General features: G+C 69.1%; 13 protein-coding genes. 11 read left to right on the forward strand and 2 right to left on the reverse strand.

The window, feature by feature from the left end; translation table 11 throughout:
* Positions 1-203: 203 nt before the first annotated feature.
* Together BLT62_RS05185 and BLT62_RS05190 are read right to left on the reverse strand one after the other, a co-directional pair.
* The gene (locus BLT62_RS05185; protein WP_083363099.1) at positions 204-1007 is read right to left on the reverse strand and encodes a Bax inhibitor-1/YccA family protein; all 804 of its coding nucleotides are present in this window, start codon (positions 1005-1007) and stop codon (positions 204-206) included.
* A 56-nt stretch (positions 1008-1063) separates the two neighbouring features.
* Positions 1064-1585 carry a hypothetical protein gene (locus BLT62_RS05190; protein ID WP_083363100.1) on the reverse strand — a complete coding sequence of 174 codons (522 nt, stop codon included), beginning with the start codon at positions 1583-1585 and terminating at the stop codon, positions 1064-1066.
* A 50-nt stretch (positions 1586-1635) separates the two neighbouring features.
* Between BLT62_RS05190 and BLT62_RS05195 the strand changes: the two genes are divergently transcribed.
* The 11 genes from BLT62_RS05195 (at position 1636) to BLT62_RS05245 (ending at position 15215) form a co-directional block, all read left to right on the forward strand.
* Entirely contained in the window at positions 1636-2658 is a 1023-nt protein-coding gene (locus tag BLT62_RS05195) for a glycerophosphodiester phosphodiesterase family protein (protein ID WP_083363101.1), read from the forward strand.
* Positions 2659-2713: 55 nt separating this feature from the next.
* Complete coding sequence (locus BLT62_RS05200; protein WP_083363102.1) at positions 2714-5272, forward strand: ATP-dependent helicase; 2559 nt, start codon at positions 2714-2716, stop codon at positions 5270-5272.
* A gap of 96 nt (positions 5273-5368) precedes the next feature.
* Positions 5369-6427, forward strand: a complete 1059-nt coding sequence (locus tag BLT62_RS05205; RefSeq protein WP_083363103.1) for an FUSC family protein — start codon at positions 5369-5371, stop codon at positions 6425-6427.
* A 316-nt stretch (positions 6428-6743) separates the two neighbouring features.
* Positions 6744-7904, forward strand: a complete 1161-nt coding sequence (locus BLT62_RS05210; RefSeq protein WP_231919353.1) for a sugar ABC transporter substrate-binding protein — start codon at positions 6744-6746, stop codon at positions 7902-7904.
* An 11-nt stretch (positions 7905-7915) separates the two neighbouring features.
* Positions 7916-8893 (forward strand): carbohydrate ABC transporter permease, encoded by a 978-nt coding sequence (locus BLT62_RS05215; protein WP_083363105.1) that lies wholly within the window; start codon positions 7916-7918, stop codon positions 8891-8893.
* A gap of 8 nt (positions 8894-8901) precedes the next feature.
* Positions 8902-9732 (forward strand): carbohydrate ABC transporter permease, encoded by an 831-nt coding sequence (locus BLT62_RS05220; protein ID WP_407937571.1) that lies wholly within the window; start codon positions 8902-8904, stop codon positions 9730-9732.
* Entirely contained in the window at positions 9729-11273 is a 1545-nt protein-coding gene (locus BLT62_RS05225; protein ID WP_083363106.1) for a glycoside hydrolase family 3 N-terminal domain-containing protein, read from the forward strand. The genes BLT62_RS05220 and BLT62_RS05225 overlap by 4 nt, the downstream gene beginning before the upstream one ends.
* Positions 11270-12478, forward strand: a complete 1209-nt coding sequence (locus BLT62_RS05230; RefSeq protein WP_172829642.1) for an anhydro-N-acetylmuramic acid kinase — start codon at positions 11270-11272, stop codon at positions 12476-12478. The genes BLT62_RS05225 and BLT62_RS05230 overlap by 4 nt, the downstream gene beginning before the upstream one ends.
* Positions 12471-13379 (forward strand): N-acetylglucosamine kinase, encoded by a 909-nt coding sequence (locus BLT62_RS05235; RefSeq protein ID WP_083363107.1) that lies wholly within the window; start codon positions 12471-12473, stop codon positions 13377-13379. Before BLT62_RS05230 ends, BLT62_RS05235 begins: the two co-directional genes overlap by 8 nt.
* Positions 13372-14319, forward strand: coding sequence for an N-acetylmuramic acid 6-phosphate etherase (murQ, locus tag BLT62_RS05240; RefSeq protein WP_231919355.1), 948 nt, complete (start codon positions 13372-13374; stop codon positions 14317-14319). Before BLT62_RS05235 ends, murQ begins: the two co-directional genes overlap by 8 nt.
* Complete coding sequence (locus BLT62_RS05245) at positions 14319-15215, forward strand: MurR/RpiR family transcriptional regulator (RefSeq protein ID WP_083363109.1); 897 nt, start codon at positions 14319-14321, stop codon at positions 15213-15215. Before murQ ends, BLT62_RS05245 begins: the two co-directional genes overlap by 1 nt.
* Positions 15216-15223 lie beyond the last annotated feature (8 nt).

Genomic DNA, 15223 nt, shown 5'->3' on the forward strand with positions numbered 1-15223 from the left:
CGGGCCGGCCTGATCGCGCCACCCCGGCATCCGCCTCGGCTTCAGCCTCGCGGCCCTCGGTATGTCTCGCGGCCCGTGGCATAGCGGGGGCCGCGAGACACACCGAGGGCCGCGACGGGCCGGATGCCGCCGGGCAGTGCCCCGGGAACGCGGAAGGGCCGCCCTTCCGGGCGGCCCTTCCGTGAAGCGGTGTCAGCGTGCGACTAGTCGCGCGCGATCGCGAACATGCGCAGGATCTCCAGGTACAGCCAGATGACGGTGACCATGATGCCGAAGGCGCCGGTCCAGCCGTACTTGCGCGGTGCGCGATTCTTGACGCCCTTCTGGATGAAGTCGAAGTCGAGCACGAGCGAGTACGCGGCCATGATGACGACGAGGACGCCGAGCACGAGGCCGATCGGGATTCCGGTGTTGAAGAGGTCATCGCCGCGGAGGCCCCACGGGTTGCTGACCGCGCCGGTCATCGTCAGCACGACGTTGAGGAGCGAGAACACGAGGTAGCCGACCATGGCGATCAGGAACACCTTGGTGGCCTTCTTGGAGGCGCGGATCTTGCCGCTGGCGAAGAGGGCGAGCGTCACGCCGACGACGGCGAGGGTGGCCAGCACCGCCTGCAGCACGATTCCGTCAAACTGCGTCTCGTAGAACATCGAGATCGCGCCGACGAACACGCCCTGCGCCGCCGCGTAGGCGAGGATCAGGGCCGGCGACGGCTCCTTCTTGAAGATGTTGACGAGTGCCAGGACGAAGCCGATGATGCCGGCAATCGCGAAGAGGAACGGCATCGTCGTGGCGGTCACCCAGCCGAGCATGGCACCGATCACGAGCACGCCGAAGGACAGCGCGGTCTTCACGACGGTGTCTTCGACCGTCATCCGGTCGGTCTCGCCGGCACCGGCGGTGGGCCGGTTGTAGATGTCCTGCAGCTCCTCGACCGAGACGGCGTTGGAGACGGAGGTGTTGCCGGTGAAGGCTGGGCTGCGGAATGCGGGGTTCTCGAGTGCCATGGGATCCTCTGGGGCTCGGGGCGAAGCGCACACGACGAGCTCGCCACGTGCGGGTGCTATGCCTCTAAACTACCCGATCTGGCTGGCAGAACGCGGGAAATTCGGCGGGCCAGCCGGGCTCCGATCAGCACCGCGACGCCGCTGAGAGCGAACACCGCCCAATTCTGCTCGTAGCTGGCGAACCAGACGCTGCAGGCCAGCCCGGCGGCCAGCGGCAGGGCGAGGGTGATCCACGCCAGCGGCGGGCGCTGCATCACGAGCAGCCAACCGGCGAGGATCACCGTGGTGAACACCGCGAAGTCGGAGCCGGCCAGCATCAGCCACGACACGAACAGGGCGGGCATGAGCGCCACCAGGCGCCGCCAGCCGCGGGCCGGCAGCACGATCCAGCCGGCCATCTGCAGCAGGGAGCCGACGGCGAGAAACGGCAGACTGTAGGTGCTGGTGAACAGCACGGACGCCACGCCGAGCAGGATCGCGGATGCGCCGGCGACCAGGCGGGCGTTGTAGCTGCCCCAGCGCAGGGGCAGCGCGCGCGTCGGTTCGGCGCGCGTGGAGGGTGGTGTCAGCGAGTGCATTGCTTCGATTGTTGCAGCGCCGACGCCCTCGTGACGATTACCCTTGTGCCATGTCGCACGCCTCCCCGCTCATCATTGGCCACCGTGGCGCCAGCGGCTACCGCCCCGAGCACACCGCTGCCGCATACGAACTCGCCTTCGCCCTCGGCGCGGACGCTGTCGAGCCCGACATCGTGGCGACGCGCGATGGGGTGCTCGTGCTCCGGCACGAGAACGAGATCTCCGGCACGACGGATGTCGCGGCGCGGCCGGAGTTCGCCGGGCTCCGCACCACGAAGACCATCGACGGCCACGAGCAGACGGGCTGGTTCACCGAGGACTTCACCTGGGGTGAGCTCAGCACGCTCCGCGCCCGGGAGCGGCTGCCCAAGATGCGTCCAGCGAACACCGCCTTCGACGGCCGCTACCCGATCCTGCGGCTGCGCGACCTCTTCGAGCTCATCGACGAGAGCGCGGAGCGCCACGGCCGGCACCTCGGCCTCGTCGCCGAGATCAAGCACGCCAGCTACTTCGAATCGATCGGCCTGCCGCTGGACGAGCTCTTCGCCGCAGAGCTGGACGACGCGGGCTGGCGCGGCGGCGACGGCCGGCTCATCGTCGAGTCCTTCGAGTTGACCGTGCTCGGCAAGCTGACCGCGCGCGGAGTCGGCGGCAGGAAGGTCTTCCTCATCGAGGCGTCCGGCACGCCGGAGGACCAGCGGCTGGCCCACGGCGCGGCGGCGAACAGCTACGCCGACTTCGTGACGGAGGCGGGCCTGTACGCGCTCGGCGGCCTCGTCGACGGCATCAGCGTCGACCGCTCCATGATCGTGCGGCAGGATGCCGCGGGCACGCCGCAGACGAGTGACCTCGTCGACCTGGCCCACTCGGCGATGCTCGAGGTGTACACGTGGACGCTGCGCCCGGAGAACCGCTTCCTGCTGCCGGCCCACCGCGCCGGCGTCGGCCAGGCCCGCCACGGGGACTGGTGGGGCGAGTTCGAGCTGATCATGGGCACCGGCATCGACGGCGTCTTCGCCGATCACCCGGACCTGGCCGTCGCCGTGCGCGACAGCCTCCGCCCGGCGGCGTGAGGCCAGCGGGCCGGGCAGCCCTCTGTCAGCGGCCCCGCCTACACTGGGAGCAGACATGAGCACTCTCTTTGACCCCGACGAACCGACCGACTCGCGACCGATGATCGTGCACGATGGGCCGGCCGGCTTCCCGTCGACCCTGGGCGCCAACAACGCGGCGCCGCCGGCGGGATTCGTTCCCGGCGGGGCCTCAGCGGGCGGGCTGCCCGGCGGCGGTGCCTGGGCCGGGGGAGACAGCCTGCTCGACGGCCTCAACCCCGAGCAGCGCGAAGCGGTCGAATACCGCGGCCCCGCCCTGCTCATCGTGGCCGGCGCCGGATCCGGCAAGACCCGCGTGCTCACCCACCGTATCGCCGGGCTGATCGGCAGCCGCGAGGCCTGGCCCAGCCAGATCCTCGCCATCACCTTCACCAACAAGGCCGCAGCCGAGATGCGCGAGCGCGTCGAGCAGCTCCTCGGCCAGGCCTCCAGCGGCATGTGGATCTCCACCTTCCACTCCGCCTGCGTGCGCATCCTGCGCGCAGAGGCCGAGCGGGCCGGGCTCAGCAGCAGCTTCACCATCTACGACTCCGCCGACTCGCGCAACGTCATCAAGCGCATCATCAAGGAACTCTCGGCCGACACCCTCGGCTTCACCGCGGCGGGCGTCTCGAACAAGATCTCCAAGCTCAAGAACGAGCTGGCGGATGTCGACAGCTACGCGCGCAACGCCAACCTCAACGACCCGCAAGAGGTCATGTTCGTCGAGATCTTCCGGCAGTACACCAAGCGCCTGCGCGCCGCGCAGGCGCTGGACTTCGACGACCTCCTGGCCGAGACGGTGTTCCTGTTCCGGGCGTTCCCGGCCACCGCCGCGCTCTACCAGCGCCGGTTCCGGCACATCCTCGTCGACGAGTACCAGGACACCAACCACGCCCAGTACTCCTTCATCAAGGAGCTCACCCGGCCGATCGAGCCGCACGTCGTCGCGGAGCTCGACACGGCCGGCCACCACGTGCGCTCGCTGCAAGACGCGACCGGGGCCATCCCGGGCGCATCGCTGACCGTCGTCGGCGACTCCGACCAGTCGATCTACGCCTTCCGCGGCGCCGACATCCGCAACATCGTCGAATTCGAGCGCGACTATCCGGGCGCCAAGGTGGTGCTGCTCGAGCAGAACTACCGCTCGACGCAGAACATCCTGAGCGCGGCCAATGCCGTCATCTCCAACAACTTCGACCGCAAGGACAAGAAGCTCTGGACGGCCATCGGCGACGGCGCCAAGATCATCGGATACACCGGGTACTCCGGCCACGACGAGGCCCAGTTCATCGCCGACGAGATCGAGAAGCTGCGCGGCGAGGGCGTCGCCTACCGCGACATCGCCGTGTTCTACCGCACCAACGCGCAGACCCGCGCGTTGGAGGAGATCTTCGTGCGCTCCGCCGTGCCCTACCGCGTCGTCGGCGGCACCAAGTTCTATGAGCGGGCCGAGATCAAGGACGCGATGGCGTACCTCATCGCCGTGGCGAACCCGGCCGACGAGCTCGCCCTGCGCCGGATCCTGAACACGCCCAAGCGCGGCATCGGGCCAGCCACCGAGACGCAGCTGGCCAGCTTCGCCGAGGCCAACGGCATCAGCTTCCGGCAGGCCATGCGTGATGCGGGCAGCCTCGGCATGGGGCCCAAGGTCACCGGTGCCATCGTCAAACTGGCCAGGCTGCTCGACGAGGCCGCCCTCATGCTCGACCCGGCACAGCGCTCATCCGATTCGGCGGCCGGCGTCTCCAGCGTGAGCGAGGTGCTCGGCTTCCTGCTGACCGAGAGCACCCTGCTCGAGACGCTGCGCAGCAGCCGCGACCCGCAAGACGAGACCCGCGCCGAGAACGTCGAGGAGCTGCTCGCGCAGACCAAGGACTTCGTCAAGGAGAACCCGGATGCCGGCCTGATCGACTTCCTCACCCAGGTATCGCTCGTGGCCGCGGCCGACGACCTCGACGACTCCAGCGGGACCGTCTCCCTGATGACCCTGCACACGGCCAAGGGCCTGGAGTACGACTCCGTGTTCCTCACCGGCATCGAGGAGGGCCTGCTGCCGCACCAGATGTCGGCCAGCGAGCCGGGTGGCCCGGCCGAGGAGCGGCGTTTGTTCTACGTCGGCATCACCAGGGCCAGGAAGCGGCTCTACCTCTCGCTCGCGATGACGCGTGCCCAGTTCGGCGAGACGAACGTGGCGATGCCGAGCCGCTACCTGCAGGAGATCCCCGGCGACCTCATCGAGTGGCGGCAGTCGCCCGGCATGGCGAACTCGCGCGGCGGCACGCAGCCGCGCGCGCTGAACGCGCGCCGCGACGGCTACGGCTCCCGCGGCTCCAGCGGTTCCGACCGCTTCGGCGGCGAGCTGCCGCCGGCCCCCAAGCCGAAGACGGAGTGGGCGAACAAGGTCACAGCGCAGGTGCGCGACAACGGCGATCTCACCCTGGAGGCCGGCGATCGCATCCGGCACGTCGACTTCGGCGAGGGCCGCGTCAACCAGGTCACCGGTGAGGGCACCAAGCGCGTCGCGCACGTGCAGTTCGACACGGCGGGCGCAAAGAAGCTCCTGATCAAGATCGCCCCGATCGAGAAACTGTAGCGAGCGGTCACGAATCATGGGATTCCTTGGAACTGGGCTGCCGCCTTTCTTGACGCTTCGCGTCAAGCCCATCGAGAAACTGTAGGGGAGCGTCGCATGACAGACGACGCTCCACAGTCGCTCCCGGCCCGGCTGCGGTCACTGAAGCCTCGTGACTTCGAGGTGGCGACCCGGGCGGCGATCGCGGTGGCCGTTCCGTTGTTCCTCCTGCTCGCCCTCGACCGGCTCGACCTCGCCGCCTACGCCTCCTTCGGGGCGATGACGGCGCTGTATGGGCGCAGCGAACCCTATCGAGTGCGGCTGCGCAGCGCGGGGATCGCCGCGATCGGGCTTGTGCTCAGCGTCGCGCTCGGCACCATCTTGGCCGCCAGCGGAGCCGCGAACGTCCTCGTCGCCGCTGCGCTCGTCGTCGTGATCGTGGGCGGCATCGTCGTCGCCGCCGTCTACGGGCTCTTCCCGCCGACCCCGCTGTTCTTCGTGTTCGGCCTGCTGGTGTGTGCCGCACTGCCGACCCCGCCAGAGCAGGTTCCGCTGCGCATCGGCCTCGCCGCTGCCTCGGCCGCGTTCGCACTCGCCATCACGATGTCCGGCTGGCTGCTGCGGCGGGCCGGACGCGAGGGAGACGACGGCTGGTTCCAGCAGCTGACCCGATCGCCACGGGTGCGGTGGGCCGCCGTTCGGGAGCCCGCTCTGTGGGTGGCGGTCGCCCAGAACGTGTTTGGGGCGCTGCTCGCCGGTGCCGTCGCGACGGCGCTCGGCATTGGACACCCTTACTGGGCTGTGGTGAGCGTGGTCGCCGTCATCCCGCCACCGCACGCACGACACTCGATCTCGCGCTCCGTGCACCGGATCGTCGGCACCGCAGTCGGCGTCGTGGTGACCGGCGTGCTGCTCTTCCCCGAGCCGCCGCCCTTCGCCATCGTCATCGCCGTGGTCATCGCGCAGTTCTGTGCCGAGATCCTCGTCGGGCGGCACTACGGTGCCGCGCTGGTCTTCGTGACCCCGCTGGCGCTCGGCGTCGCCCACCTGGCCAGTCCGCTGCCCGTCGGCACTCTGCTGATCGACCGGCTGCTGGAGACGGCGCTCGGCGCGGCCATTGGGCTGCTGCTGGTGCTCGCGGCTCGCTGGCTGACGGCGCGCAGGTCACAGCCCTGACGGCCGCGCTGGGAATTCTCCCCGAGTAGGGCTTCGTGCCCCTCCAGAGTGGCGTTCTGGACAAATGAGCGCGAATCAGGAGGTATCGTATTCACGTCGCATGAAAGTTACTTTCGCGCGAACGCAACAGCTTGGATACTATTTTCAATACGCAATTACGGGCTCACGCCCATCAATGAGGAGACTTGCTATGAAAAAGCGTTACCTGCCGCTCGCCATTTTGGCAACGGCTGCACTGAGCCTGACGGCTTGTTCTTCCGGAGCTACCGGTGGAAGTGGCACTGACGCCACGGGTGAAACCCTGAACGTCTGGATCATGCAGGGTACGAACACCGAATCCGACGAGTTCTTCGAGCGCGTCGGTGACGAGTTCACAAAGGAGACCGGCGCGAAGCTCAATGTCGAGATGGTTCAGTGGGCAGACGCTCACGACCGTTTCGTCACTGCAATCGCCGGCGGGACCACCCCCGACATCGCCGAGACCGGCACGACCTGGACCGCGGAGTTCGCTGAGTCCGGTGCACTCGCACCGCTCGACGACTACGTCACCGAGGCAGGCCTCGACGGCAAGCTCGTCGAGGGCTTGGTCGAGGCTGGAACGCTCGACGACACGCTCTACGGCATGCCGTGGTACGCCGGCGTTCGCTCGGTCATCTACCGCACCGACATCTTCGAGGCAGCCGGCATCGCCGTGCCGACCACCTGGGCAGAGTTCCAGGCGGCAATCGAGACGCTCAAGACGAGCAACCCCGACATCATCCCGTTCCCGGTTGCCGGCGACGCCGAGCAGCTCACCTACCCCTGGGTCTGGGGTGCCGGTGGCGAGGTAGCGACGAAGAAGGGCGACACCTGGACCTCGGGTCTGGACAGCGCGAAGTCGCAGGCCGGAATCAAGTTCTACACCGACCTCGCACTCCAGCACGGCTCGTCCACCTCCGGTGCAACCACCTGGAAGGAGACCGACGTCCTCGACAACTTCGCCCAGGGCAAGGTCGGCATGGCGGTCATGGGTTCGTGGACCCCCGCGACGATCCTCGACAAGAACCCGGAGCTGGAAGGCAAGATCGGCTCGTTCCCGATCCCCGGCCAGACCTCGGGCATCAGCCCGTCGATGCTCGGTGGTTCGCACCTCAGCATGTTCGAGTCCAGCAAGAACAAGGACCTCGCCTGGACCTTCATGAGCATGATGACCACCGGTGACTTTGCCACCGAGTGGGCCAGCCAGAGTGGTTACTTCCCGGGCGAGACCACGGCACTCGACGCCACCGTCGCAAACGCCGATGAGATCACCCAGGCGTTCGCAACCCAGATGGTTGACGGCGGCGCTTCGCTCCCCGTCACGCCGAAGTTCGGTGCTGTGCAAGCCAAGAAGACCACCAACACGATGATCCAGTCGATCCTCTCCGGTGAGAAGACGGTTGAGCAGGCCTCTGCCGACGCCGCTGCCGAGATGACCGACATCCTCAACAAGAAGTAAGCAGAGAGTCGATGACCACCACGATTCAGTCGCCGGCCGCTGTGGGAACCTCTGGTTCCCCGGCGGCCGGAGGCCCCGGCCCCCGGCGGCGCAAGGCGATCACGATCGCCGCCGCACGGCCGTGGCTCCTGCTCGCGCCGGCACTGATCGTGCTGGCCGTCCTCCTCCTCTGGCCCCTCGTTCGCGTCCTGCTCTTCTCCTTCCAGGACTACGGACTGCGCGAGATCGTCAGCGGGGACACCAACTTCATCGGCGTCGACAACTACGTCGCGGCGCTCACCGATCCGCAGCTGTGGTCGGTCGTTCTGCCCAACACCGTGCTCTTCGCCATCGCCGCCGTGCTGTGCACCGTGGCGCTCGGCACCCTCGTCGCCATCCTGATGACCAACCTCTCGAGGTTCTGGCGCACCGTCGTCGGCAGCGCGATCATGGTCGCCTGGGCAATGCCCGCCGTGACCGGCACCTACGTCTGGGTGTGGATCTTCGACGCGGACAACGGCATCGTCAACCAGCTCCTCATGGGCGCCGGACTGATGGACGAACCGTTCAACTGGTTCACCAACCGGTGGACCTTCTACCTGATCGTGCTCATCAACGTCGTGCACCACGGGTTCCCCTTCGTGGCCATCACGGTGATGGCCGGCCTGCTCGGCGTCTCCAAGGAGATGCTGGAGGCCGCCCAGATGGATGGCGCCGGGCCGATTCGCCGGTTCTTCCAGATCACCTTCCCCTCGCTCAAGCAGGTCTTCACGGTGGTCATCATCCTGTCGACGATCTGGGACTTCAAGGTGTTCGGGCAGGTCTACCTGATGCCGGGAGGCTCAGGCACCAACCGCAGTGTGCTCAACCTGGGCGTCTGGTCGTACGTCGAGTCGTTCGGTCAGAACCAGTACGGATTCGGTTCCGCAATCGCCGTGCTGCTCACGCTGGTGCTGCTGGTGATCACCATCATTTACATTCGGGTGCTTATGAAGGAGGACGAGCTGTGAGCCGGAACATCACCCCCGCACGCGTTCGCCGCAATGTGATCGTCGGCGCCCTCGTAACGCTGCTCCTGGTCTTCACCCTCTTCCCCGCCTACTGGATGATGTCCAGCGCGTTCGATGCGAACGCGGCGAGCGGATCGACGGGGTTGTTCCCGTCCGAGCTCACCCTCGACAACTTCATCTACGTGCTCAACGACGGCGGTTTCGCAGTCTTCCTGCGCAACTCGCTGATCGTCGCCGGCGCCGTCGTGGTGTGCAGCGCGGTGCTCTCGCTGCTGGCCTCGGTCGCCGTGGCGCGCTTCCGCTTCAAGTTCCGCACCTCGATGCTGCTCATGATCCTCATCGTGCAGATGGTGCCGATGGAAGCCCTCGTGATCCCGCTGTTCGTGCAGGTGCGAGACCTCCACCTGCTCAACACGCTGCTCGGCCTCGTCATCGTCTACATCACCATCTCGCTGCCGTTCGGCATCTGGATGCTGCGCGGCTTCGTCGCCGCGGTGCCCGTCGAGCTCGAAGAGGCGGCGTTCCTGGACGGCGCGAGCTGGTGGCGGATGTTCCGCTCCGTCATGCTCCCTCTCGTCATGCCGGGCCTCGTCGCCACCAGCGTATTCAGCTTCATCACCGCCTGGAACGAGTTCATCTTCGCGATGACGATGCTGGGCGGTGCCAGCGACAAGTACACGGTTGCCATCGGCCTGAAGCAGTTCTTCGGTGAGAACTCGAACGACTGGGGCAGCGTCATGGCGGCGTCCACGCTGATCACCCTGCCCGTGATGATCTTCTTCATCGTCGTCCAGGGCAAGCTCTCCTCCGGCCTCGTCGCAGGGGCGGTCAAGGGATGAGCGCCGCCGCGCACACCCCGGACCGGGACGTCCTCGAGGCCGTCAACGGGGTCATCGTTCCCGGCTTCTTCGGCACCGAGCTGCCGCAGTGGCTCGCCGACGCCCTCGATGACGGCGTTGCCGGCGTCGTCTACTTCGGCCAGAACATCTCCGCGCAGACCGAGGCGCTCTCCGCGTCGATTCGTGCCCACCGGCCACACGCGCTCATCGCGACCGACGAGGAGGGCGGCACGGTCACCAGACTGGAGTCCGTACACGGCTCGACCGTCCCCGGCCCGGCGCAGCTGGGCGTCGTGAACGACCCGGAGCTGAGCGCCGCGGTGGGTGCAGCACTCGCCGCGCGCGCCCGCGCCGTCGGCGTCAACCTGGTCTTCGGGCCAGTCGCCGATGTGAACACCAATCCGGCGAACCCCGTCATCGGCGTGCGCTCGTTCGGGGCCGATGCCCCGACGGTCGCCGCCCACGTCGCGGCGACGGTGCGCGGCATCCAGGCCTCTGGCGCCGTCGCGGCTTGTGCCAAGCACTTCCCCGGACACGGTGACACCCATTCCGACTCGCACCTGGCCCTGCCCGAGCTGAGCATCGCGGCCAGCGAGATCGAGGACGTGCACTTTGCACCGTTCCGCGCTGCAATCGCTGCGGGCGTGCGCACCATCATGACCGCGCACATCCGTGTTCCGGCGTGGGGCGAGGCACCGGCCACGCTCAACCCCGTCATCCTCGGCAAGCTCCGGGCCCTGGGCTTCGAGGGCGTCATCGTGACCGACGCGCTCGACATGGCGGCGATCCGCGAAAGCGTGGGAGCCGGACCGGGCGCCGTTGCGGCGATCCAGGCCGGGGCCGATCTGCTGTGCATCGGCAACCCCCGCACCAACCTCGGCGGCTCGGGCGAAGCCGACGCCGACCGGCACGACTACCTCGAGGTGCGCGACGCACTGCTGGCGGCCGTGGCGTCGGGCGAGCTCGACCTCGATCAGCTTCGCCGGGCAGCCAGCAGGGTCCGCCTGCTCGCAGCCGAGCTGGACGCCGCGCGTGGCCTCGCCCAGTCCGAGACCGCGGAGCCCGACTGGGCGCCCGCCGTCGCGGCCGCCATCGGCATCCACGGCACCGTTGCTCGCACCCAGGAGCGGCTCTTCCTGCTCGACCTGCGCGCCCGCGCGACCCTGGCCGTCGCCAGCGAGTCCGACGCGTTCCGACGCGCGTTCGCAGCGCACCGTGACGTCGTGACCCCGGCGCGGATGCCACAGCAGGCCGCACCCGTCGTCGAACACCTCGACAGGGCACTCGCCGAGATCCCGGGCGGCGCCGATCTCGTGGTCCTCGTCGACCGCATCGGCGTTCCTGGGGCCCAGCGCGACGCGCTCGCCCGCCTTGCAGCATCCCGGCCGGACGCCGTCGTCGTCAACGTCGGAGTGGTCCCAGAGCCCGGTTGCCCGAGCACCCTGGACCGGATCGACGCGCGCGCCAGTTCCGCCTTGGCGGCCGGCCTCGTCGCCGAGCTCGTCTGCGCCCCTCTCGCCCGCGCCGGGGTCCCGGCGTGATCATCCTGTCGCTGCAGTCAGGCACGAGCGCCGATGGCATCGACGTCGCCGTGGTCGAAGCGACCACGAGCGGCGATCGGGCCAGACCCGATCTCACGCTCGTCTCGCGATGGACGCGCACGCTCGACTGGGAACCGGAACTTCGTGCCCGGATCCTGGCGTACGCCGACGGCGAGTGCCTGGACGCCGGTGCGCACACCGCGCTCACGACGGAGATCGGGCAGGGCTTCGCGGCCGCCGCGGCCACCGCGGTCGCTGAGTGCGGCCTCGAGCCTGACCTCGTCGTCTCCCACGGCCAGACCGTGTTCCACTGGGTCGAGGACGGTCGTGCGCGCGGCACCCTGCAGCTGGGGGAACCGGCATGGATCGCCGAGGCCACCGGCGCCCCCGTGCTCGCCAACCTCCGTGCAGCGGACATCGCCGCTGGCGGCCAGGGCGCGCCCCTCATGGGCCTGTTCGACGCCGCGTTCTTCGGCCCCGCCGTCGACGTCGCCTCGCTCAACCTCGGCGGCATCGCCAACCTGCAGATCCTCCGCCCCGACGGTTCTGCCCTCGCCTTCGACACCGGCCCCGCGAACGTGCTGATCGACGCGAGCGTTGCAGAACACACGGGCGGCGTGCTCGGTTTCGACCGCGACGGAGCGCTCGCCGCCGCGGGCACCGTCCATGACGGTGTGCTCGCGGCGCTGCTCGAGCATCCGTACCTCCGACAGGCGTCGCCCAAGAGCACCGGCCGGGAGACGTTTACCCTGGCCATCGTTCGCAGCGCCCTGGCCACGGCTGGGGTGCGCCTCGAACTCCCCGACCTGATCGCCACGCTCACCCGCTACACGGCGACCAGCGTCGCCGATGCGCTGCGCGGCAGCGGGCCAGAGGTGCGCACCGTCGTCGCCTCCGGCGGTGGCGTGCTGAACCCCACTCTGGTTCGAGAGCTCGCCGACGCCCTGGCCCGCGACGGGGTGCGCCTGCGCACGAGCGATGAGCTCGGCATCGACCCCGAGTTCAAGGAGTCGCTGCTCTTCGCGTTCCTCGGCTTCTGCTCCTGGCACCGCATCCCGGTGAGCCTCGAGCACGGAATCGCCAGGATCGCCGGTGCCATCAGCCCGGCCCCGAATGGCTTCACCCTGCCGGCGCCACTCGACGGGATCTCTCGGTTGAGCCTGGCCGCCGCGCCCCACCCCACCGGAGAACACCGTGATGACTGAGCCGCGCTATCTGGCGGTAGACCTGGGAAAGACGTCGTGCCGCCTCAGGCTGTTCGACGCCAACGGCGTGATCGCCGACGAGAGCGGCCCCGGTGCCCCCGGCATCGCCGATCTCGATGGGCCGGCGCGCTCTGCCGAGGCGATCCGCGAGGTGTTCCTGCGGCTTCCCGCAGGGGAGCGCGCGTCCCTGGCCGGCGTCGGCATCGGCGCGGCCGGTGTGGAGGCGGCGGGCGACGTCGCACGGGATCTCGTCGCGGCGGTGCACGAGTTCACCGGGGCCCCGGTTGCCCTCATCAACGACGCGCTCGCAGCACACGCCGGCGTCTTCGGTGGCGGCGGCGGAGTCATCCTGATCATCGGCACCGGAGCGATCGCCTACGCGGTCGCCGACGACGGCGCCACCCGTCAGATCGACGGATGGGGCCCATGGCTCGGCGACGAGGGAAGCGGGCGGTGGATCGGCCAGGAGGGTCTCATCGCCGCCCTGCGCGACTTCGACGGGCGCGGCCCCGCGACCGCGCTGACCGACCGCGCCCGCGACCTGGTCGGTGACCTCGCCGCGATGCCCGCCTGGGTCAGCGCAGAGGGCAACCCGGCCCGCCGCCTGGGGCGTTTCACCCCCGATGTGCTCGACGCCGCCGGGGAGGGCGACGCGGTCGCCAGGGGCATCGTGGTGCGCGCCTGCGACGCGCTCGCCCACACGGCGCGCGCCGCGGCAACCGCCGAGATCGCTGTCTGGGGCGGCGTCGCCGACCACCCGTACTTTTCCGCCGAGCTGACCGCTACCTTCGCGGAAGCCGGCATCACCATCATCCCGTCTCGCGGGAATGCACTTGACGGAGCCGCGCTCATCATCACGCGCACCGACTTGGGCTATGAAGAGAGGATCATCCGTGGATAACTCGAACGCACTCGAGGGCCGGGGGCAGCTGCGCGACTTCCTCGGCACATTGCCGACCGAGACGGTCGGCGAGCGCTACCCCGATCTCGACCTGCTGGACGACGCCGGGCTCGTGCACGCCATGATCGAGAGCGAGCGCGCCGTCGCCGACGCGGTTCTCGCGCAGGCCGAGCAGATCACGGCGGCCCTTGCGGGCATCGTCGAGGGAATGGCGCGTGGCGGTCGGCTCATCTACATGGGAGCCGGGACGGCCGGACGCATGGGAATCCTCGACGCCAGTGAGGCCCCGCCGACATTCGGCATCTCCGAGGACGTCATCATCGGCAGGATCGCCGGAGGCGTGACCGCCATCCACACCGCCGTCGAGAACGCAGAGGACGACGCCCAGTCCGGCGCCCACGACGTCGACGGCCTCGACCTCGGCCCGAACGACACCCTGGTCGGCATCTCGGCCTCCGGCCGCACCCCGTACGTCGTCGGTGCACTGACCCGCGCCCGCGAGCGCGGTGCGTTCACCGTTGCGCACTCCTGCAACCCGGGCTCGGCGATCGGCGCCGCGGCACAGGTCGCCATCGAGACCGAGGTCGGCCCGGAGCTGCTCACCGGCTCGACGCGGCTCAAGTCGGGTTCCGCGCAGAAGCTCGTTCTCAACACACTGAGCACGGGAGCCATGGTGCGAGCCGGCAAGGTCTACCGTAATCTCATGGTTGACCTTCGCGCGACGAACGAGAAGCTGCGCGCGCGCAGCGAGCGAACCGTCATCCTCGCCACCGGCGCAGAGCCGGCGATCGCCGCGGCCGCGCTGGAGGCGACCGGCGGGTGGGTCAAGGCCGCCATCCTGGCGATCGAGGCGGGTATCCCCGCCGCCGACGCCGTGGCAGCGCTCGAGGGCAATGGCGGATTCCTGCGCACCGCGATCACCGAGGCGACGGCGAGCTAGTGCGCGCACTCACGAGGATCCAGGGCTCGCTCGAGCGGTTCAGCGCCGCCGAGGCGCGCGTGGCACGAGCGATCCTCGCTGATCCCCGCATCGTCGTCGACAACCCGATCACCCGGGTGGCGGAGCTGTGCGGCACGTCGCCGGCGACCGTTGCCCGGTTCTGCCAGAGCCTCGGATACTCGGGCTACCGCGAGTTCCGGTTCGACCTGGTCGGCACGACCAGCCGCGACCAGGCCGACCTCGACCGGTCCAACGTGTTGACGGGCGACATCGATCCGGCAGACACCGTCGCCGACGTCGCCGCGAAGGTGCTCTTCCAAGAGACCCAGGCGATCGAGCACACTTTGCGCGAGCTCGATCTCGAGGCCGTCGACCGCATCCGCGACGCCCTCGTGCTCGCGCCCGACGTGCTCATCGCCGGCTTCGGCTCCTCCGGGCTCACCGCCCGCGACCTCACGATGAAGCTGCAGCGCATCGGGCGGCGGAGCTCCTACCACCCGGACGTGCACCTCGCGCTCTCGTCGACTGCGCTGCTCGGCCCTGGCGGGGTTCTGCTCGCGGTCTCCCACTCCGGCGGCACGCCAGAGATCTTGGGGCTGTTGCGCGAGGCGAGGCGGACCGGCGCGACGACCGTCGGGATCACCAACGACCCGGGATCGCCGATGGCCGCGCTCTGCGACATCCTGCTGACGACCCAGGCCCGCGAGAACGCTTTCCGCTCCGGGGCGACGGCAAGCCGCACCGCACAGCTCGCCGTGACCGACGTGCTGTTCGTGCGCCTCGCACAGAGCCTGTTCGACACCATGACCGATTCGCTCAACCTCACCCGGGACGCGGTGCTCCGGCACCGCGACGATTCGGAGCAGCACCGGAGCGCCGGAGTGCACCGGGCATAGTTCGCGGC

It is taken from the genome of Microterricola viridarii, assembly GCF_900104895.1.
GTDB classification, from domain to species: Bacteria; Actinomycetota; Actinomycetes; order Actinomycetales; family Microbacteriaceae; genus Microterricola; species Microterricola viridarii.

What these genes read in the sequence shown, in the direction of transcription:
- BLT62_RS05190 (WP_083363100.1), bottom strand. Translation starts at nt 1,585, where the DNA reads ATGCACTCGCTGACACCACCCTCCACGCGCGCCGAACCGACGCGCGCG.
- BLT62_RS05195 (WP_083363101.1), top strand. Translation starts at nt 1,636, where the DNA reads ATGTCGCACGCCTCCCCGCTCATCATTGGCCACCGTGGCGCCAGCGGC.
- BLT62_RS05235 (WP_083363107.1), top strand. Translation starts at nt 12,471, where the DNA reads ATGACTGAGCCGCGCTATCTGGCGGTAGACCTGGGAAAGACGTCGTGC.
- BLT62_RS05200 (WP_083363102.1), top strand. Translation starts at nt 2,714, where the DNA reads ATGAGCACTCTCTTTGACCCCGACGAACCGACCGACTCGCGACCGATG.
- BLT62_RS05205 (WP_083363103.1), top strand. Translation starts at nt 5,369, where the DNA reads ATGACAGACGACGCTCCACAGTCGCTCCCGGCCCGGCTGCGGTCACTG.
- BLT62_RS05185 (WP_083363099.1), bottom strand. Translation starts at nt 1,007, where the DNA reads ATGGCACTCGAGAACCCCGCATTCCGCAGCCCAGCCTTCACCGGCAAC.
- BLT62_RS05210 (WP_231919353.1), top strand. Translation starts at nt 6,744, where the DNA reads ATGCAGGGTACGAACACCGAATCCGACGAGTTCTTCGAGCGCGTCGGT.
- BLT62_RS05215 (WP_083363105.1), top strand. Translation starts at nt 7,916, where the DNA reads ATGACCACCACGATTCAGTCGCCGGCCGCTGTGGGAACCTCTGGTTCC.
- BLT62_RS05225 (WP_083363106.1), top strand. Translation starts at nt 9,729, where the DNA reads ATGAGCGCCGCCGCGCACACCCCGGACCGGGACGTCCTCGAGGCCGTC.